At 67.3% G+C, this 17,996-nt stretch carries 16 protein-coding genes; 6 read left to right on the top strand and 10 right to left on the bottom strand.

Annotation, left to right across the window (positions count from 1 at the left end):
- Positions 1–1,701 carry an AMP-binding protein gene (locus ACUTAG_RS18920; RefSeq protein ID WP_006388806.1) on the bottom strand — a complete coding sequence of 567 codons (1,701 nt, stop codon included), beginning with the start codon at positions 1,699–1,701 and terminating at the stop codon, positions 1–3.
- Between the two features lie 76 nt (positions 1,702–1,777).
- On the opposite strand from ACUTAG_RS18920, the gene ACUTAG_RS18915 reads away from it, so the two are divergent.
- Positions 1,778–2,974, top strand: coding sequence for a M20 aminoacylase family protein (locus tag ACUTAG_RS18915; RefSeq protein ID WP_006388805.1), 1,197 nt, complete (start codon positions 1,778–1,780; stop codon positions 2,972–2,974).
- Positions 2,975–3,027: 53 nt separating this feature from the next.
- On the opposite strand, the gene ACUTAG_RS18910 is transcribed toward ACUTAG_RS18915, so the two are convergent.
- Entirely contained in the window at positions 3,028–3,924 is an 897-nt protein-coding gene (locus ACUTAG_RS18910; protein ID WP_058666121.1) for a LysR family transcriptional regulator, read from the bottom strand.
- A 139-nt stretch (positions 3,925–4,063) separates the two neighbouring features.
- Between ACUTAG_RS18910 and ACUTAG_RS18905 the strand changes: the two genes are divergently transcribed.
- The 4 genes from ACUTAG_RS18905 to pagP all read left to right on the top strand — a co-directional run bounded on the left by ACUTAG_RS18905 (position 4,064) and on the right by pagP (position 7,840).
- The gene (locus ACUTAG_RS18905; protein ID WP_024067755.1) at positions 4,064–5,155 is read left to right on the top strand and encodes a YeiH family protein; all 1,092 of its coding nucleotides are present in this window, start codon (positions 4,064–4,066) and stop codon (positions 5,153–5,155) included.
- A 103-nt stretch (positions 5,156–5,258) separates the two neighbouring features.
- A complete protein-coding gene (locus tag ACUTAG_RS18900) occupies positions 5,259–5,669 on the top strand; it encodes an acyl-CoA thioesterase (RefSeq protein WP_006388802.1) in 411 nt (136 codons plus the stop codon).
- A gap of 10 nt (positions 5,670–5,679) precedes the next feature.
- Positions 5,680–7,152: a magnesium transporter gene (gene mgtE / locus ACUTAG_RS18895; protein WP_006388801.1), complete on the top strand. Its 1,473-nt coding sequence runs from the start codon at positions 5,680–5,682 to the stop codon at positions 7,150–7,152.
- Positions 7,153–7,285: 133 nt separating this feature from the next.
- A complete protein-coding gene (gene pagP / locus ACUTAG_RS18890; protein ID WP_006388800.1) occupies positions 7,286–7,840 on the top strand; it encodes a lipid IV(A) palmitoyltransferase PagP in 555 nt (184 codons plus the stop codon).
- Between the two features lie 37 nt (positions 7,841–7,877).
- Here the strand turns inward: pagP and ACUTAG_RS18885 are convergent, their stop codons facing one another.
- From ACUTAG_RS18885 to ACUTAG_RS18875, 3 genes are all read right to left on the bottom strand, one after another.
- On the bottom strand, positions 7,878–8,489 hold the full coding sequence (locus ACUTAG_RS18885; protein WP_045952871.1) for a gamma-glutamylcyclotransferase: 612 nt from the start codon (positions 8,487–8,489) through the stop codon (positions 7,878–7,880).
- 230 nt (positions 8,490–8,719) lie between these two features.
- On the bottom strand, positions 8,720–9,178 hold the full coding sequence (locus ACUTAG_RS18880) for an Lrp/AsnC family transcriptional regulator (protein WP_006388798.1): 459 nt from the start codon (positions 9,176–9,178) through the stop codon (positions 8,720–8,722).
- Positions 9,179–9,268: 90 nt separating this feature from the next.
- Positions 9,269–10,048 (bottom strand): SDR family oxidoreductase, encoded by a 780-nt coding sequence (locus tag ACUTAG_RS18875; RefSeq protein WP_006388797.1) that lies wholly within the window; start codon positions 10,046–10,048, stop codon positions 9,269–9,271.
- A 165-nt stretch (positions 10,049–10,213) separates the two neighbouring features.
- Here ACUTAG_RS18875 and ACUTAG_RS18870 point away from each other — a divergent pair, with 165 nt between their 5' ends.
- Positions 10,214–10,750: a cysteine dioxygenase family protein gene (locus ACUTAG_RS18870; RefSeq protein WP_026382384.1), complete on the top strand. Its 537-nt coding sequence runs from the start codon at positions 10,214–10,216 to the stop codon at positions 10,748–10,750.
- An 89-nt stretch (positions 10,751–10,839) separates the two neighbouring features.
- Here the strand turns inward: ACUTAG_RS18870 and ACUTAG_RS18865 are convergent, their stop codons facing one another.
- The 5 genes from ACUTAG_RS18865 to secA all read right to left on the bottom strand — a co-directional run bounded on the left by ACUTAG_RS18865 (position 10,840) and on the right by secA (position 17,974).
- On the bottom strand, positions 10,840–12,534 hold the full coding sequence (locus ACUTAG_RS18865) for a thiamine pyrophosphate-binding protein (protein ID WP_047992642.1): 1,695 nt from the start codon (positions 12,532–12,534) through the stop codon (positions 10,840–10,842).
- Positions 12,535–12,592: 58 nt separating this feature from the next.
- Positions 12,593–13,582, bottom strand: coding sequence for a tripartite tricarboxylate transporter substrate binding protein (locus ACUTAG_RS18860; RefSeq protein ID WP_446650261.1), 990 nt, complete (start codon positions 13,580–13,582; stop codon positions 12,593–12,595).
- The gene (locus tag ACUTAG_RS18855) at positions 13,579–14,322 is read right to left on the bottom strand and encodes a GntR family transcriptional regulator (protein WP_262352301.1); all 744 of its coding nucleotides are present in this window, start codon (positions 14,320–14,322) and stop codon (positions 13,579–13,581) included. Before ACUTAG_RS18855 ends, ACUTAG_RS18860 begins: the two co-directional genes overlap by 4 nt.
- A 184-nt stretch (positions 14,323–14,506) precedes the next feature.
- A complete protein-coding gene (locus tag ACUTAG_RS18850) occupies positions 14,507–15,226 on the bottom strand; it encodes a VOC family protein (protein WP_006388791.1) in 720 nt (239 codons plus the stop codon).
- A 12-nt stretch (positions 15,227–15,238) separates the two neighbouring features.
- On the bottom strand, positions 15,239–17,974 hold the full coding sequence (gene secA, locus ACUTAG_RS18845; RefSeq protein WP_148319163.1) for a preprotein translocase subunit SecA: 2,736 nt from the start codon (positions 17,972–17,974) through the stop codon (positions 15,239–15,241).
- Positions 17,975–17,996: the final 22 nt, after the last annotated feature.

Raw genomic sequence — 17,996 nt, 5'->3', positions numbered from 1 at the left:
TCAAGCCGCCTGGCCCTGTCCGGCAGCGGCTTCGGCATCCGGACGCAACTCGCGCCGCAGGATCTTGCCGACATTGCTCTTGGGCAGCTCGTCACGGAACTCCACGAAGCGCGGCCGCTTGTAGCCGGTCAGCTTGTCCTTGCACCACTGCTGCACCTGGGCCTCGGTCAGCGCGGGATCCTTCTTCACCACGAACACCTTGACCGCCTCGCCCGAGTGCTCGTCCGGCACGCCGATGGCCGCGCATTCGAGCACGCCGGGCATCTGCGACACCGCCGCCTCCACCTCGTTCGGATAGACCTTGAAGCCCGACACGGTGATCATGTCCTTCTTGCGATCGACGATGCGCGTGTAGCCCTTGTCGTCCATGATGCCGATATCGCCGGTGCGGAAATAGCCGTCCGCCGTCATGACATGACGGGTCTCTTCGGGCTTCTGCCAGTAGCCGGCCATGACCTGCGGCCCGCGGATGCAGACTTCGCCGCGCTCGCCCAGCGGCACCTCGTTGCCCGCATCGTCCAGGATGGCGACATAGGTGGACGGCAACGGCAGGCCGATGGAACCCGAATACGCCGTGGCATCGCAGGGATTGACCGTGGCCACCGGCGAGGTTTCCGACAGGCCATAGCCTTCGATCAGGGGCCGCCCGGTGATCTTCAGCCAGCGTTCGGCCACCGCCTGCTGCACCGCCATGCCGCCCCCCAGCGCCAGGCGCAATCCCGAAAAATCCAGCCTGGCGAAATCCTCGTTGTGCACCAGCGCGTTGAACAGCGTATTGACGCCGGGGAACACGTTGATGGGCGTCTTGCGCCAGGCGTTGATCAGCGACGGCTGGTCGCGCGGATTGATGATGAGCACGTTGCGCATGCCCGCGTACATGCCATACAGGCCGCAGACCGTCATGGCGAACACGTGGTAAAGCGGCAGCGCGCTCAGCACGGTGATCTGCCGATCCGCCATGTCGCGCAGCGCCGGCGCCGCCACCGCCTCCATCTGCTTCACGTTGGCGGTCAGGTTGCGATGCGTCAGCATGGCGCCCTTGGGCACCCCGGTGGTGCCGCCGGTATATTGCAGCACCGCCAGGTCGTCCATCGAGATGGTCGGCGCGGTGAACGGCAGGCCGGCTCCCTTGGCCAGCACCTTCGGCAGCGTCAGCGCGCCATCGATCCGCCAGGGCGGCACCATCTTCTTGATGTAGCGCGCCGCCAGGTTCACCAGCGGCGCCTTCAGCCCGCCCAGCAGATCGCCCGGTCCGGTCACCACGATGTGCCTGAGCTGGCCGCGGTCGGCCACGCTCTGCAGCGTGTGGGCGAAATTCTCGAGAATGACGATGACCGCCGCGCCGCTGTCGAGCAACTGCCGCTGCAATTCGTCGGCCGTGTACAGCGGGTTGACGTTGACCACCGCATGACCGGTGCGCAAGGTGCCCAGCAGGGCCACCAGGTAGGCCGGCACGTTGGGCATCATCAGCGCGACCCGCGACCCCTTCGGCAGCCCCAGGCCCTGCAACCAGCCGGCGAATCCGCGGGCGTGCGCATCCAGCTGCGCATAGGTGATGTCGCTGCCCATGGCGGTGCAGGCGACGCGTCCCGCGTACTGCTTGCAGGCCCGGTCCAGCAGGTCGGTCAGCGATGCATAGCCGTCGATGGAGATGTCGGCGGGAACCCCTTGCGGGTAATGGGCAAGCCACGGGCGAGTCATGGTGTTTGTCTCCATTAAATTGGTTTTTGAATGATGATAACCTTGTTGCGTTCCCAAATTCCGCCTGGTTCTTCCCATGAAACTGCTCGATCCCATCGTTGCCTGGCGCGACGATATCTCCCAGATCCGGCGCGACATCCACGCGCATCCCGAATTGGCGTTCGAGGAATTCCGCACCGCCGACGTGGTGGCGGCCAAGCTCGAGGAATGGGGCATTGAAATCCATCGCGGCCTCGGCGGCACCGGCGTGGTCGGCATCATCCGCGGCGACCGTCCCGGCGAGCGCGCCGTCGGCCTGCGCGCCGACATGGACGCCCTGCCCATGCAGGAAGCCAACACCTTCGCCCACGCCAGCAAGCACGCCGGCAAGATGCACGCCTGCGGCCACGACGGCCACACCGCCATGCTGCTGGCCGCCGCGCGCTACCTGGCGCAGCACCGCGACTTCGCCGGCACGGTCTACGTCATCTTCCAACCCGCCGAGGAAGGCGGCGGCGGCGCCAAGCGCATGATCGACGACGGCCTGTTCACGCGCTTCCCCATGGAAGCGGTGTTCGGCATGCACAACTGGCCCGGCATGGCGCCCGGCCAGTTCGGCGTGACCGCCGGCCCCATCATGGCTTCCAGCAACGAGTTCTCCATCGTCATCAAGGGCAAGGGCACCCACGCCGGCATGCCCAACCTGGGCATCGACCCGGTCATGGCGGCGGTGCAGCTGGCGCAATCGCTGCAGACCATCATCACGCGCAACCGCAACCCGCTCGACGCGGCGGTGCTGAGCATCACGCAGATCCACGCCGGCAGCGCCGACAACGTGGTGCCCAACCACGCCGAACTGCGCGGCACGGTGCGCACCTTCACGCTGGAGGTGCTGGACCTGATCGAACGCCGTATGGAAGAGATCGCGCGCCATACCTGCGCGGCGATGGACTGCGAAGTGGAATTCACCTTCCAGCGCAACTACCCGCCCACCATCAACCATCCGGAAGAAGCGGCTTTCTGTGCCGAAGTCATGCGCGACATCGTCGGCGACGACAAGGTCAACGACCACGTGCAGCCCACCATGGGCGCCGAGGACTTCGCCTTCATGCTGCAGGAATTGCCGGGCTGCTACGTCTGGATCGGCAACGGCGTTGGCGATCACCGCGCCGCCGGCCATGGCCTGGGCCCGTGCATGCTGCACAACGGCAGCTATGACTTCAACGACGAACTGCTGCCACTGGGCGGCACCTACTGGGTACAGCTGGCGCTCAAGCGCCTGGCCAAGGCCTGACGCGGCGCCGGGAAAGGCGCCTGCCTCACGAAGAAGGCAACGGCTTCCCCGCGCTAGATGACTCCCTGCCCCGCCCGCACTGCCTGGCACATCGCCAGGAAGCGCTGGGCGGCGCGCGCGGCCGCGTCGGCATGCGGCACCAGGATGCTCAAGGTGCGCGTCAATGGCCGCGGCAACAGCCGCAGCGCCGCCAGCGCGCCATCCTCGTGCCGCATCGACATGGCCGACACGAACCCCACGCCGAGGCCGGCGCGCACGGCCTGCTTCACGCCTTCCACCCCGGCCAGCTCCAAGCCGACCGAGGGCGCCAGGCCGGCATCGGTGAAAGCGCGCTCGACCAGCCGCCGCACGCCCGAACCGGGTTCGCGCATCACCAGCGGCGAAGCCGCCAGATCCCGCAGCGTGACCGCGCCCTTGCCCGCCAGGGCATGGTCGGCGCGCACGATGGCCACCACCTCGTCCTGCCGCCAGGCATGCACGGCGGTCTCGGCCGGCAGGCCCGCGGGCACGTCGCCTTCGATGAAGGCCAGGTCCAGCGCCGGCAGGCGTTCGACGATTTCCCGGGTGTTGCCATCGGACAGGTGCAAGCTGACGGCCGGAAAGGCATGGCGGAAATCGGCCACCAGGCCGGGTAGCAGGTAGCTGGCCGGCGTGGTGCTGGCCCCCAGCCGCAGCACGCCGGTTTCCAGGCCGCGCCACGATTCGCGCACGGCCTGCGCCTGGCGGTACACCTGGCGCAGCTGGCGCGCCTGCTCGGCCAGGCGCTCGCCCGCCTCGGTCAAGGCGATGCCGTGGCCGCTGCGGCGATACAGCGGTTCGCCGAACCATTCCTGCAAGGCCCGCAACTGGCCCGAAACCGCCGGCTGCGACAGATGCAGCTGCTGGGCGGCGCGGCTGATATTGCCGGCGTCGGCCACGGTGGCGAAGGTGAGCAATTGATCGGGAGTCATGAGTTCCTGGCGAGCCGGCGGCCATGGCGGCATTGATATCAGAATTCCTGATATTTCATATCAAAAATGAAAATTTTCCAAATAACAGCGCCGAAATTAATATTTCGCCTAGTTATTTAGATATGCAGAAAGGCCCGCCATGAGCACCGCCACCACGACCGCCCCGCCACCCGCCGCCGCGCCTGCCGCAACTCCCGGCGCCTCGGCCGCCACCGCCACGCCCTGGCGCGACAAGCTCAACGGCGTCCTGTTCGTCGGCCTCATGTCGGCCGCGGTCATGCAGCTGGCGGACTTCCCCGCCATCCGCCAGCTGGGCTTTTCGCCGCTGGTGGTCGGCATCGTCTGCGGCATGCTGTACGGCAACTTCCTGCGCGGCACCATGCCGGTCGACTGGGGCGTGGGCGTCAACTTCACCGCGCGCCGCCTGCTGCGCATCGCGGTGGCCTTCTACGGCCTGAACATCAGCATCCAGCAGATCGCCGCCGTCGGCCTGCCCGGCCTGGCGGTGTCGGTGGCGGTGGTGGTGGGCACGCTGCTGCTGGGCACCTGGGTCGGCCAGCGCATGCTGGGGCTGGACCGCGACACCGCCATGCTGACCGCCGCCGGCAGCGCCATCTGCGGCGCGGCGGCCGTGCTGGCCTTCGAGCCGACCCTGCGCGCGCAGCCGCACAAGAGCGCCGTGGCGGTGGCCACCGTGGTGCTGTTCGGCACGCTGTCGATGTTCCTGTATCCGGTGCTTTACCACGCCGGCTGGCTGCCTTTCGACACCCAGGCGCTGGGCATCTACATCGGCGGCACCATCCACGAAGTGGCGCAGGTGGTCGGCGCGGCCAGCAACATCGACCCCGCCACCACGGAAGTGGCCACCATCGTCAAGATGACCCGCGTCGCCCTGCTGGTGCCGGTGCTGCTGATCCTCGGCCTGTACCTGCGCAGCGCCGCCAGCCACGCCGGCGGCAACGCCAAGGGCGCCAAGCTGCCGATCCCCTGGTTCGCGGTCGGCTTCCTGGTCCTGGCCATCGTCAACTCGCTCAACATCATCCCGGCCGACGTCGTCGCCGCCATCCGCCGCCTGGACGTCTTCGCCCTGACCATGGCCATGACGGCGCTGGGCATCGAGACCCGCTTCGCCAACATCCGCAAGGCCGGTCCGCGCGTGATGGCGCTGGGCCTGATCCTGTACGCCTGGCTGCTGGTCGGCGGCTACGGCATCGTCAAGCTTGCGTCCTGATCCGCGCCGGCTTCGATAAAGCGCCTCGGCGGGGCGCCGGCCCGCGCCGGCGCCCCGTTTTTCCTGCATAATCGGCTGGTTGCCTTGCATTGGAGCCGGCCGCATGACCTCCAGCACCAAAACTCCCTTCACGACCTTGCCCGCCAATCGCGACGCCGTATTGCGCGTCATGCCGATGCCGGCGGATGCCAACATCCACGGGGACGTTTTCGGCGGCTGGATCATGTCCCAGGTCGACATCGCCGGGTCCATCCCCGCCGCGCGCCGCGCGGCGGGCCGCGTGGCCACCGTCGCCGTCAACGCCTTCCAGTTCAAGCAACCCGTGTTCGTGGGCGACCTGCTCAGTTTCTACGCGTCCATCGTCAAGACCGGCAAGACCTCCATCACCGTGTCGGTCGAGGTCTACGCGGAACGCCAGCGCCTGGACGCCGAAGTCGTCAAGGTCACCGAGGCCACGCTGACCTACGTCGCCACCGACGAAGCGCGGCGCAGCCGCCCTCTTCCCATTCTTTGAGTCGTAACGCATGACGCAGTCCGCCGCCGCGCAGAAACCGCCCGCGACGCCCCGCCGCCTCGACCCGGAAGACGCGCAGCACGCCCTGGCCGAAGTCCAGGAACGCCTGCGCCGCCAGCAACTGGTCGCCGACCTGGTGCATCGCCAGGAAGAAGGCGACGCCAAGGCCAACCTGGTCGAGGACCTGGTGCACCGCCAGCACGAGGCGGAACTCAAGACCCTGCTGGACGGCCTGCATCCCGCGGATATCGCGTTCATCCTGGAGTCGCTGCCCAAGGACGAACGCCAGTCCATCTGGAAGCTGGTCAGCCCCGAGCACGACGCCGACGTGCTGCTCGAGGTCGAGGACTGGGTCCGTGAATCGCTGATCGAAGCGATGGACCGCCAGGACCTGGTGGCCGCCACCGGCAACATGGATGCCGACGAGCTGGCCGACCTGGCGCCCGACCTGCCGCCGGACGTGGTGGCCGAGGTGCAGAAGGGCCTGACCGAGGAAGAACGGGCCCAGTTGCTGGAAGCCATGGGCTATCCGGAAGACAGCGTCGGCGCCATCATGGACTTCGAAATGGTCCGGGTGCGCGAGGATGTCACGCTCGAAGTGGTGCTGCGCTACCTGCGCCGCCTGCACGAACTGCCCGACCACACCGACCAGATCTTCGTGGTCGACCGCCAGGACAAGCTGCAAGGCATCCTGCCGCTGTCGCGCCTGCTGGTCAGCGAACCCGAGACCGAAGTGCGCGCGGTCATGAACTCGGACTTCCTGACGCTCAACCCGCTCGACTCCGACGCCGACGCCGCCGGCGCATTCGAGCGCTACGACCTGGTTTCGGCCCCCGTGATGGACGACCAGGGCCGCCTGATCGGCCGCGTCACCATCGCCGACGTGGTCGACGTGATGCGCGAAGACTCCCAGGAACAGGCGCTGTCGCGCGCCGGCCTGCAGGAAGAGGACATCTTCGCTCCGGTCAGCACGGCGCTGCGCAACCGCGCGCCCTGGCTGCTGTTCAACCTCTGTACCGCCGCCACGGCCTCGTTCGTGGCCTCGCAATTCGAGGGCACGGTCAGCCAGATCGTGATCCTGGCGTTCCTGATGTCCATCGTCGCCGGCATCGGCGGCAATTCGGGCAACCAGACCATGACGCTGATCATCCGCGCCCTGGCCATGGGCCGCATCACCGGCCGCAACCTGTGGCAGTTGGTCAAGCGCGAACTGTTCGTGACCCTGATGGTGGGCCTGTGCGGCAGCCTGGTGGCGGCCTTGTTCGCCTGGGCGATCTCGCACTCGATCTCGATCGCGCTGGTGATGATGGCCGCCATGGTCTGCAACATGCTGGTGGGCGCCTCGGTCGGCGTGCTGGTGCCGATGGTGCGGGCCCGCTTCGGCAAGGATCCCGCCATGGGTTCGTCGGTGCTGTTGACCTTCGCCACGGACTCGCTGGGCTTTTTCATCTTCCTGGGACTGGCCACCATTTTCCTGCTGTAGCGCGTCCACAACGGACCTGCACGTGATTGTTTCACGGCATGTCCCAGGCCCGCATTTGACAGCTGCGTGACAGTAAAGATGACAGGCGCTCCGTTACAGTAACGGGGTTGTCATCATCTTTCGTGTTTCCGCAATGACCGCCAGACTCCGGGCAGTGCTTTTTTGCCTGCTGCTCTCGACCTTCAGCGCCGCCGCGCATGCCTGCGAAAACCTGCCCTCGTGGGCCCAATCCGCCTGCAACCGCCTGGACCAGATCTGGACGGAAGGCGGCAATGACCTCTATTTCAGCGGCTACGCCTGGCACAACCGCGCCATGTACAGCCGCGACAAGATCAACAGCTTCAACGAACTGGCGTGGGGCGGCGGCTACGGACGCAGCATCTACGACGAAGACGGCGACTGGCAGGGCCTGTACGCCATGGCGTTCCTGGATTCGCACAGCAAGGTCGAACCGATCGCCGGCTACGGCTTCCTGAAGATCGGACGGGTCAGCGAGAATTTCCGGCTCGGCGCCGGCTACACCGTGTTCCTGACGGCACGCCACGACATCATGAGCTACGTGCCGTTCCCCGGCGTGCTGCCACTGGTCTCGGCCGGCTACAAGGACACCATGCTGTACGCCACCTACATCCCCGGCTCGCGTGGCGCCGGCAACGTGCTGTTCATGTTCGGCCGCTGGTCCTTCTGACGGCCAGGCACCGCCGCGCCGGCGGCGGTCCGCGCGTTCAGCAGGGCTGCATGCCCAGGCGGCGCACCAGCTCGCCCAGGCGCCAATCGTCGATGCCGTGGGCGCGCAGCGCCTTCTCGGTCTCCACCACGTAGTCCAGGCACGGACCCGAATGTCCCACCGCATTGCGCACCGACGCCAGCAGGCGGTCATCGGTGAGGTCGGCGGCGTATTCCTGGCAGGCGCGATTGAGCAGGAACACCAGCCCGCGCACTGGCGCCTGGTCGGTATGGCAGGTCAGCCAGCGCGGCGTGTAGGCGCCGGTCACCATCTCGCGGCGCCACAGCGCCGCGAACACCGTGGGGACATCGCTGGCCGCGATCTGGAAGGCCACGCCGCGGCAGCAGCCGCCGCGGTCCAGCCCGAACACCAGTCCGGGATTGTCGGGCGAGCCGCGATGGTCGTGCGACCACAGGCAGAGCGAACGATGGTAGCCACGCACGGTGGCCAGGCGGCGTTCGCGCCACGCGAAGCCGGGATGCCAGATCAGGGAACCATAGGCGAACACCCACAGGTCGTCGGCGCCATTCCATCCAACCAAAAGATCTTCCACCGACGCGGGTAGCGTCTTCGCCAGTCCGGCGCAGCCGGCGGGTACTGCCAACGACATAGGGTCCTCTGATATCCCGGGTTCATTCCCATGGCGGGAACGATGGATATGCTACGCCGCCTGCCGCGCAAAAGAATTGCGAGATGGGGCGCCTGCAACACGCGGAAAGAAATTTGTATTCGCGGCGGCCCCGCGCCGGAGAAAAAAATTGCGTCCGGACGCCAGGCCGTCGCCACGACCGCGCGCGGCGGCGCGGCGCGGGCACATGCCGCCCGCGCGCCGGCAGCCGGTCAGAGCGCGTCCAGCGGTAGCTCGGTGGTGCTCTTGATCACTTCCATGGAAAAGCTGGCACTCACGTCCAGCAGGTCCACGGCGGCGATCAGGCGGCGGTAGAAGCGGTCATAGGCCGCCATGTCCTCGACCACCACCTTGAGCAGGTAATCGATATCCCCGGCCATGCGATGGAATTCAACCACGTTGGGCAGCGCCATGACGGCATTGATCAGGCTCTGGGTCCACTTCTCGTTGTGCTGGCTGGTCTTGATGGACACGAACACGGTCAGGTTCAGGCCCAGCGCGCGGGGATCCAGCAGGATCGCATTGCGCGCAATGACCCCGTCGTCCTTGAGTTTCTGGATGCGGCGCCAGCACGGCGTGACGGACAGGTTGACCTGCTCGGCGATTTCGGCGACCGAACAGGTGGCATCCTTCTGCAACAACGCCAGGATCTTGATGTCGGTCTGGTCCATGGAGGCTCCTCAAGCGGTATCGGCGCATCTTGCCTTGGCGCCTGCGCGCCGTCCACCCGAGGAACACCCTAGGCGGCCCTTGGCGCGGCGTCAGTACGTGCCCGGGTAGCCGCCGCCATCGAGCAGGATGTTCTGCGCTGTCATGTAGCCGGCCTGCGCCGAACAGACGTAGGCGCACAGCGCGCCCAGCTCCTCGGGCTGGCCATAGCGGCCGGCCGGGCTGGCGCGGCCGCGCTCGTCCCACAGCTGCTCGAAGGTCTTGCCGCCCTCTTCCAGCATGCCGCGGATGTGGCGAGCCTGCGCATCGGTGGCGAAGGCGCCGGGCAACAAGTTGTTGATGGTGACGTTGTGCCTGACGGTCTGCCGCGCCAGGCCGCTGACAAAGCCGATCAGCCCCGCCCGCGCGCCATTGGACAGCCCCAGTTCGGCATGCGGCGCCTTGACGCTGCGCGACACGATGTTGACGATGCGGCCGAAGCGCCGCTCGATCATGCCGTCGACCACGCGGCGGATCATGTCGATCGGGCCCAGCATCATCGCGTCCAGCGCCGCGATCCAGTCGTCGTGCGACCAATCGCGGAAATCGCCCGGCATGGGACCGTCGGCGTTGTTCACCAGGATGTCCGGACGCGGGCAGGCGGCCAACGCGGCATCGCGCCCTTCGGGACGGGTCAGGTCGGCCGAGACCCAGCCCACGCCGATGCCCGCCACGCGCGAGATCTCGGCCGCCGCCTGCTCCAGCGTCTGCGGATTGCGGGCGGCGATCGTCACCGCCACGCCCTCGCGCGCCAATTGCAGGGCGCAGGCGCGGCCCATGCCGCGGCTGCCGCCGAATACCAGTGCCGTCTTGCCGCTGATCCCGAGATCCATGCCAACCCCCTCCAGAGTGGTACCAAGAAGCGAACCAGTATAGGAGCCGGGGCGGCGCGCGGGGGTGGAATTTTTTTCTAAACATCGGTTCGACACGGGCCAATTTGGCAAAGGCATTCCAACCCGAATCCCTAAGATGAAGGCTTGTCCTTCAGGCGTGCCACCATGCCCAACCTTCCACTCGCCACCGCCGACCTGCGTACGCTGTGTGAATCGGTGCAGGCCGCCCAGATGAGCGCGGCGCGCGCCTTCCTGCGCGAGCTTGCCGCCAGCGTCGCCAATGCGGGCGACATGCTGCGCGCGCTGCCACCAGACCTGCGCGACGGCCGGCCCGAGCACTACACCCGCCACATCGCCTATGCCGATCCGCATGGCGCCTTCACCGTCGCCTACCTGATCTGGCGCCCGGGGCAATTCAGCCCGGTGCACGGCCACAAGACCTGGTGCACCTACCAGGTGCTGCAAGGCGAGCTGGTCGAAACCCATTACCGCTGGGATCCGGCGGCGGGCGCGGCCCGGCCCTGCGGCCAGGTCAGCCGCCGCCCGGGCGACATCGTCACCGCCACCCAGGGCCTGCATCAGATCCACCGCCTCGGCAACGCCGGCCCGGGCGTCGCCGTGTCGCTGCACATCTACGGAGTCGACCAGGCCGACCTCTGCACCGGCGTCAACCATCTGGTGCCCACGCCGGCGCCCCACTGAACGCGCGCCACGGCGCCCGTCCCACGGCATCGAGCCCATGAAAAAAGCGGGGCCAACCCTGGCCCCGCTTCGCATTCCCTGCCTGGCCTTCAGCCCATCCACTGGCTGACCGGCGCCGCCGCATCCTGCAACGGCTGCGCCACCACGTCGATCAACGCCGGGCCGTCATGCTCCATGGCCGCCTTGATCGCCGCGTCCAGCTTGGCCGGGTCCTCGACCCGCCAGGCCTTCACGCCATAGGCCTCGGCGATGCGGGCGTGGTCGGTGCGGTCGAAGTCCACGCTGTAATAGCGCTTGTCGTAGCCGGCCTTCTGGCTGGCCTTGATCCAGCCATAGACCGAGTTCGAAAACACCACCATCAGCAGCGGCGCCTTGTGGCGCACGATGGTCTCGAGCTCGCCGACCGTGAAGCCGAAGCTGCCGTCGCCCATCACCGACACGCACTTGGCATTCGGCCGCCCGACCCAGGCGCCCAGCGCCGCCGACATCGAGAACCCCAATGCGCCATGGGCGCGGTTGGTGATGAAATGGCGGCCGGGCCGCGACACATCGTAGTAGGCCGAGAAGTACGGGCATGGCGTGCCGGGGTCGGCGCACACCACCGCGTCGTCGGGCAGCAGGCGATTGAGCGATTGCACCACGCGTTCCGGACGGATCGGCGCGTCCAGGCTGCTCGCCAGCGGCTCCAGCTGCGCGCGCCGCGCGGCCTTGGCGCGGCCCGCCAGCACCGCGCCATCGGTCGCGTCGGATGGCCGGTGCGCGAGGCGCTCGCGCACCTCGGCGCCCAGCGCCTGCAAGGCCAGCCTGGCATCGCCCACCATGCCGACCTCGGTCAGGTAGTTGGCGCCGATCACCATCGGGTCGATATCGATGTGCAGGATCGGCACGTCGCGGTTCGGGAAGCGCCAGTGCTCGGTCGAGGTCGAACCCGCGCGGCAACCGACGAACAGCACCACGTCGGCGGCGGCCACCACGTCGCGCGTGGCCATCACGCCTCCGTTCGACCCCACCACGCCCGCGTTCAGCGGATGCGTGTCGGCCAGGCTGCCCTGGCCGCTGACGGTCACGCACACCGCCGCCTTCAGGCTCTCGGCCAGTTCCTGCAGCGCGCCGCTGGCGCCGGCGATCACCACGCCGCCGCCGCAGATGATGACAGGCGAACGCGCGCCCACCAGGCGCTGCGCCGCGCGCGCCACGTCCGCCGGATCCGGCGCGTAGCGCAGCGACGGGAATTGCGCGTGTTCCGGTTGGGCCCAGACGTCGGCGGCATCGACCTGCTGCTTCATCACGTCATAGGGAAAGCACAGGTGCGCCGAGCCGGGCTTGCCGGTGGTCATGGCGCGGAACGCGGCGCGCACCATGCCGGGAATCTGATCGGCGCGATCGATGGTGCGGTTCCATTTGGTCAGCGGTCGGTACAACGCCTCCTGGTCCAGCTCGGTCAGCGGGTACTTGCCGCGCGAGCCCACCGCCACATCGGACGTAATGCCCAGCACCGGAATGGACGACTCGTTGGCCTCCACCAGCCCCGGCAGCAGATAGGTCGCGCCGCCGCCGCTCGGCCCTTCGCACACGCCGACCTTGCCGGTCACGCGAGCGTAGGCGTCGGCCATGTAGCCGGCGCTGCGTTCGTCGCGGGTCAGAATGTGCTGCATGCCGTGATCGAGCCGGTAGAGCGCGTCGTAGAACGGCAGGCTGGTATCGCCGCACAGGCCGAAAATATGTTTGACGCCGTTGTGTTGCAGCATCCGCACCATTGCTTCGGCGCCGGTCAATGTATCCATGTCTTCTCCACGCGATGCGCGGACCGGGCGGCGCGCCATCGCGCCCCGCCCCGGCCGCTCAGTTATCCAGATTGATGTTGCTGCTCTTGATGAACTTGCTCCAGCGGTCGTACTCCGCCTTCACGTAGGCATCCAGCGCCGGGCCGTTCGACGCCACGATCTCGAAGCCCGCCTCTTCCAGCTTCTTCTTGACGTCCGCATCGGCCAACACCGTGTTGAATGCCTGCGTCAGCTTCTTGATGGTCGCCTCGGGCGTGCCCTTGGGCGCGAACATGCCGCTCCACGAATAGGCCACGAACCCTGGGAAGCCAGACTCGGCCACCGTCGGCACGTTGGGCAGGTCCGGCAGGCGCTTTTCGCCGGCCACCGCCAGCGGCTTGATCTTGCCGGCCTGGATCTGGCCGCGCAGCGCGGCAAAGCTCAGCCAGGTCATGTTGGCCTGGCCGCCCACCACGGCCTGGATGGCCGGCCCGCCGCCGCCATACGGCACGTGCAGCAGCTCCACCTTGGACAGGCGCTTGAGTTCTTCGGGCGCCAGGTGGTTCAGCGACCCCACGCCGGTGGAGGCATAGTTGAACTTGTTGGGCGGCTGCTTGGCCGCGGCCGCCAGGAATTCCTTCAGGTTGTCGCCCGGCACGCCCGGATTGGCGCCCAGCACCAGCGGAAAGCGCACGGTCTGGGTGATGGCGACGAAGTCCTTGAAGGTGTCGTACGGCAGCTTGGGTTTCACCGCCGGATTGATGCCGTGGTTGTCGAAGCTGACCAGCAGCGTGCTGCCGTCAGGCTCGGCCCGCGCCACGAAGGCGGTGGCGATCTGGCTGGCCGCGCCCGGGCGGTTTTCCACCACCACGGCGCGGCCGCCCAGCTCCTTGGACAGCCGTGGCTGCAGGATGCGCGCCAGGATGTCGGTGCTGCCGCCCGGCGGATACGGCACCACCAGGATCAGCGGCTTTTCTTCCGCCCGGGCGGGCGCGGCGGCCAGGCCCCCCCCCAGCGCGGCGAGCGCGCAGACGGCCGCCAAGGCGCGCCGCAAGGTTGTGTAGGTCATGTGTTTTCCCCTGCTGTTGTGGTGTTGGCCGGCGCTGCGATAGCGGGTTCGGCCTGGTCCCGCATGTAAATCGTGGAAAAGCCGGTGCGGATGACATCGGTGATCTGGTCCAGCCGCCGGCCGATGTGGCTGCGCATCATGTCCGGCAAGGCGTCGCCGTCGCGTCGCTCCAGCGCCTGGACGATGCGCATGTGTTCGGCCTGGGTATGGCTGCGGCGCCCCTGCTGCATGTCGATCCAGCGCACGAAATGGATGCGGGCATTGACGCTTTCCAGCGCCCGCACGAATTCGTCGTTGCGCGAGTAGCGCGCCAGGGTCAGGTGAAACGCCTCGTCCAGTTCCAGCAGGCGGGTCGCATCGCTGTCTTCGGGCACGTCGCGGGACCGTTCGACAAAGGCGCGCAAGGCTGCCAGTTCCTCGTCGGTGGCGCGCTCGCAGGCAGCGCGCACGATGCCGGCTTCGAGCACCGCGCGGTATTCATAGAGACTGTGAATCTGCTTGGCATCCAGCAGGCGGGCGATGAACCCCCGGTTAACCGAGCGGGTCAGGAACCCCTCCACCATCAACTGGTTGAGCACCTCGCGCAGGGGCGTGCGGCTCACGTTGAGCCGCCGGGCCAGTTCGACTTCGTTGATGCGTTCGCCCGGCTTGAACTCGAAACTCACCGCCATCGCCTTGACGGCGTTGTACAGCTCGGCCTGGCCGGCCATGGTGCGGGCTGCGGGTCGGGATGAGGTCATGAGCGTGCGGGCCGCCAGGGCGCTCCGGGGTGGGGATGAAGTGCATACTAAAGTGCATACACTTCGCCTCACAACCCGGGTTTGCCCGCAACGCGCACGGCCACGATCCGTCCCCCAAGAAGGGTGAGCGGGAAGATTTCAGGAAGGGGAAGGCGCCCGCCCGGCGATCGCGGGCGGGACAGGATCAGACGCCGGTATCGAGCGTGTAATGGGCGCCGTCGCGATTTTCCAGCGTCAGCGTGGACAACACCGGCGTCGCCGCCATGGCGTCTTCCCGCACGTGGATGCGCAGGTTGGCCAGCGGCACGTCCCAGCCGCCCGCGACGGCCTCGGCCGTCACGCCTGCCACCAGGGCCAGCCGCTCGGCCACCTGGCGCGGCTGCGCGGCGCGGGCGTCGATGCGAAGCAGACTACGGGCGCCGTTGGGATGCGCCATCAGTTCGGGCGACCAGACGCACTCGGGCGTCAGGTGGCGGCAGAAATACATGCGGATGCCGGGCAGCGGCTGCTCGGCGAAACGCACGGTATGGAAACGGGCCTCGACTTCCTGGCCGTCCAGCATCGCCGGACGGGACAGTTCCTGCATCGGATTGACGGCGAAACCGGCCGCGAGCAGGCGCTCGCGGGTGGCCTCGGCGTCGTAGGTGCGGAACACCAGCGCTTCGAGCCCGAAGGGCGAATCGGCGATTTCCTTGCGCGCCGGCGGCGCGCCGGGCGGCCAGCCCAGCAGTTCGACGTAGGTGCCTTCGAGCACGATCAGGCGGTTGCACGAACCCAGGTTGTGCACCGCCTTTTCGCTCAGGTGAAAGCCCTGGCGCTCGAAGTGCGGCGCCAGCGCATCCAGCCGGTCGCGCACCATGACCACGGCGTGGTCGAACTCGGTCTGGCCGACGGCATGCAGCATGGCGTTATCCGCTCAGACCAGCTTGCCGTGGCACTGCTTGTACTTCTTGCCGCTGCCGCACGGGCACGGATCGTTGCGGCCCACCTTGGGCAGCGCGTTGCGCACCGGCTGGGCGCCCGTGTCGTCGGCCGACTGGGCCAGCGCCTCGTCGTAGTCGGAGTGGTGGTACTGCACGTTCTGCACGTGCGACTGGGCCGCTTCGGCCTCGGCCTGCTCGACCTGCTCGGACGACTGCACGCGCACCGTCATCAGCACGCGCACCACGTCGTCGCGGATGCGGTCCAGCATGCCCGAAAACAGTTCGAAGGCCTCGCGCTTGTATTCCTGCTTGGGGTTCTTCTGCGCATAGCCGCGCAGATGGATGCCCTGGCGCAGGTAGTCCAGCGCCGACAGGTGCTCGCGCCAGTGCGTGTCAATCGCCTGCAGCATGATCGAACGCTCGAACTGCGACCACGATTCGGTGCCGACCTGGTCGACCTTGGCCTGGTAGACATCGCGGGCCGCGGCGACCACGCGTTCGCGCAGGTCTTCGTCGGTCAGGGAAGCTTCCTTCTCGAGCATCTCGGTCAACGGCAGATGGATCTGCCAGTCGGCCTCCAGCGCCTTCTGCAGCGCCGGGATGTCCCACTGCTCTTCCACCGATTCCGGCGGCACGTAGGTATTGAACAGGTCGACCACGGCGGCATCGCGCAGGTTCTCGACCATTGCGCCGACGCTGGCCGCTTCCAGCACTTCATTGCGCTGCGAGTACAGCACCTTGCGCTGGTCGTTGGCGACGTCGTCGTATTCCAGCAGCTGCTTGCGGATGTCGAAGTTGCGGCCCTCGACCTTGCGCTGCGCGGTCTCGATGGAGCGCGTCACCATGCCGGCCTCGATCGGCTCGCCCTCGGGCAGCTTGAGGCGTTCCATGATGGCGCGCACGCGGTCGCCCGCGAAGATGCGCATCAGCGAATCTTCCAGCGACAGGTAGAAGCGCGACGAACCCGGGTCGCCCTGGCGGCCGGCGCGGCCGCGCAGCTGGTTGTCGATACGGCGCGATTCGTGGCGTTCGGTGCCGATGATGCGCAGGCCGCCGGCGGCCTTGACCTGCTCGTTCTGCGGCTTCCAGTCGGCGCGCACCTTTTCGATGCGGGCGGTCTTTTCGGCTTCGGACAGCGATTCGTCGGCGCGGATCAGGTCGACCTGCTTGTCGACGCTGCCGCCCAGCACGATGTCGGTGCCGCGGCCCGCCATGTTGGTGGCGATGGTGATGTGGCCCGGCTTGCCGGCTTCGGCGACGATCTCGGCTTCACGCGCGTGCTGCTTGGCGTTCAGCACTTCGTGGGGCAGCTTGGCCTTTTTCAGCAGGCCCGACAGCAGCTCGGAGTTCTCGATGCTGGTGGTGCCCACCAGCACCGGCTGGCCGCGCTCGTGGCAATCGCGGATGTCTTCGAGAATGGCGTTGTACTTTTCCGTGTCCGTCTTGAAGACCTGGTCGTTCTGGTCCTTGCGGATCATGGGCTTGTTGGTCGGGATGATGACCGTCTCGAGCCCGTAGATTTCCTGGAATTCGTACGCTTCCGTGTCGGCCGTGCCGGTCATGCCGGACAGCTTCTCGTACATGCGGAAGTAGTTCTGGAAGGTGATCGAGGCCAGCGTCTGGTTCTCGTGCTGGATCTTCACCCCTTCCTTGGCCTCGACCGCCTGGTGCAGGCCGTCGGACCAGCGGCGGCCCACCATCAGGCGGCCCGTGAATTCGTCGACGATGATGACTTCGCCGTCCTGCACCACGTACTGCTGGTCGCGGAAGAACAGCGTGTTGGCGCGCAGCGCCACCATCAGGTGGTGCATCAGCGCGATGTGGCGCGGGTCGTACAGCGATTCGCCTTCGGGCAGGATGCCCAGGCGCGCCAGGATGCCTTCGGCGTGGACGTGGCCGGCTTCCGACAGGTAGACCTGCTGGCTCTTTTCGTCGACCCAGTAGTCGCCCTCGGGTTCCGGCTCCTGCGGCTTGGGCTCGCTGGCCATGCGGGTCAGCAGCGGCGGCACCGCGTTCATGCGGATGTAGAGTTCGGTGTGGTCTTCGGCCTGGCCGGAGATGATCAGCGGCGTGCGCGCCTCGTCGATCAGGATCGAGTCCACTTCGTCGACGATCGCATAGAACAGCGCACGCTGGCGCCGGTCCTCAACACGGTATTCCATGTTGTCGCGCAGGTAGTCGAAACCGAATTCGTTATTGGTGCCGTAAGTGATGTCGGCGGCGTAGGCGGCCTTCTTTTCCTCGTTCGGCTGCTGCGGCACCACCACGCCCGTGGTCAGGCCCAGGAACTGGTACAGGCGCCCCATCCACTCGGCGTCGCGGCGGGCCAGGTAGTCGTTCACCGTGACCACGTGCACGCCCTTGCCCGCGATCGCGTTCAGGTAGACCGGCAGCGTCGCCATCAGCGTCTTGCCTTCACCGGTGCGCATTTCGGCGATCTTGCCGCTGTGCAGGGCAATGCCGCCCAGCAGCTGCGCATCGAAGTGGCGCATGCCGAACACCCGCTTGCCCGCCTCGCGCACGACGGCGAAGGCTTCGGGCAGCAGGTCGTCGAGCGACGTGCCCTGGGCATGACGGGAGCGGAACTCCTCGGTCTTGGCCGCCAGCTCCGCATCGGAGAGCGCGGAGATCTTGGGCTCCAGCCCATTGATCTGGGTTACCAGCTTGCGATACTGCTTAAGCAGCCGGTCGTTGCGGCTGCCTATGAGTTTTTTGAGCAGAGAAACCATGCGTATGTCGGCCGCACGAGCC

Source organism: Achromobacter sp. CSND-B12 (assembly GCF_052906545.1).
This window is presented reverse-complemented; position numbering and strand designations above follow the sequence as displayed.

What these genes read in the sequence shown, in the direction of transcription:
- ACUTAG_RS18920 (WP_006388806.1), bottom strand. Translation starts at nt 1,701, where the DNA reads ATGACTCGCCCGTGGCTTGCCCATTACCCGCAAGGGGTTCCCGCCGAC.
- ACUTAG_RS18915 (WP_006388805.1), top strand. Translation starts at nt 1,778, where the DNA reads ATGAAACTGCTCGATCCCATCGTTGCCTGGCGCGACGATATCTCCCAG.
- ACUTAG_RS18910 (WP_058666121.1), bottom strand. Translation starts at nt 3,924, where the DNA reads ATGACTCCCGATCAATTGCTCACCTTCGCCACCGTGGCCGACGCCGGC.
- ACUTAG_RS18905 (WP_024067755.1), top strand. Translation starts at nt 4,064, where the DNA reads ATGAGCACCGCCACCACGACCGCCCCGCCACCCGCCGCCGCGCCTGCC.
- ACUTAG_RS18900 (WP_006388802.1), top strand. Translation starts at nt 5,259, where the DNA reads ATGACCTCCAGCACCAAAACTCCCTTCACGACCTTGCCCGCCAATCGC.
- mgtE (WP_006388801.1), top strand. Translation starts at nt 5,680, where the DNA reads ATGACGCAGTCCGCCGCCGCGCAGAAACCGCCCGCGACGCCCCGCCGC.
- pagP (WP_006388800.1), top strand. Translation starts at nt 7,286, where the DNA reads ATGACCGCCAGACTCCGGGCAGTGCTTTTTTGCCTGCTGCTCTCGACC.
- ACUTAG_RS18885 (WP_045952871.1), bottom strand. Translation starts at nt 8,489, where the DNA reads ATGTCGTTGGCAGTACCCGCCGGCTGCGCCGGACTGGCGAAGACGCTA.
- ACUTAG_RS18880 (WP_006388798.1), bottom strand. Translation starts at nt 9,178, where the DNA reads ATGGACCAGACCGACATCAAGATCCTGGCGTTGTTGCAGAAGGATGCC.
- ACUTAG_RS18875 (WP_006388797.1), bottom strand. Translation starts at nt 10,048, where the DNA reads ATGGATCTCGGGATCAGCGGCAAGACGGCACTGGTATTCGGCGGCAGC.
- ACUTAG_RS18870 (WP_026382384.1), top strand. Translation starts at nt 10,214, where the DNA reads ATGCCCAACCTTCCACTCGCCACCGCCGACCTGCGTACGCTGTGTGAA.
- ACUTAG_RS18865 (WP_047992642.1), bottom strand. Translation starts at nt 12,534, where the DNA reads ATGGATACATTGACCGGCGCCGAAGCAATGGTGCGGATGCTGCAACAC.
- ACUTAG_RS18860 (WP_446650261.1), bottom strand. Translation starts at nt 13,582, where the DNA reads ATGACCTACACAACCTTGCGGCGCGCCTTGGCGGCCGTCTGCGCGCTC.
- ACUTAG_RS18855 (WP_262352301.1), bottom strand. Translation starts at nt 14,322, where the DNA reads ATGACCTCATCCCGACCCGCAGCCCGCACCATGGCCGGCCAGGCCGAG.
- ACUTAG_RS18850 (WP_006388791.1), bottom strand. Translation starts at nt 15,226, where the DNA reads ATGCTGCATGCCGTCGGCCAGACCGAGTTCGACCACGCCGTGGTCATG.
- secA (WP_148319163.1), bottom strand. Translation starts at nt 17,974, where the DNA reads ATGGTTTCTCTGCTCAAAAAACTCATAGGCAGCCGCAACGACCGGCTG.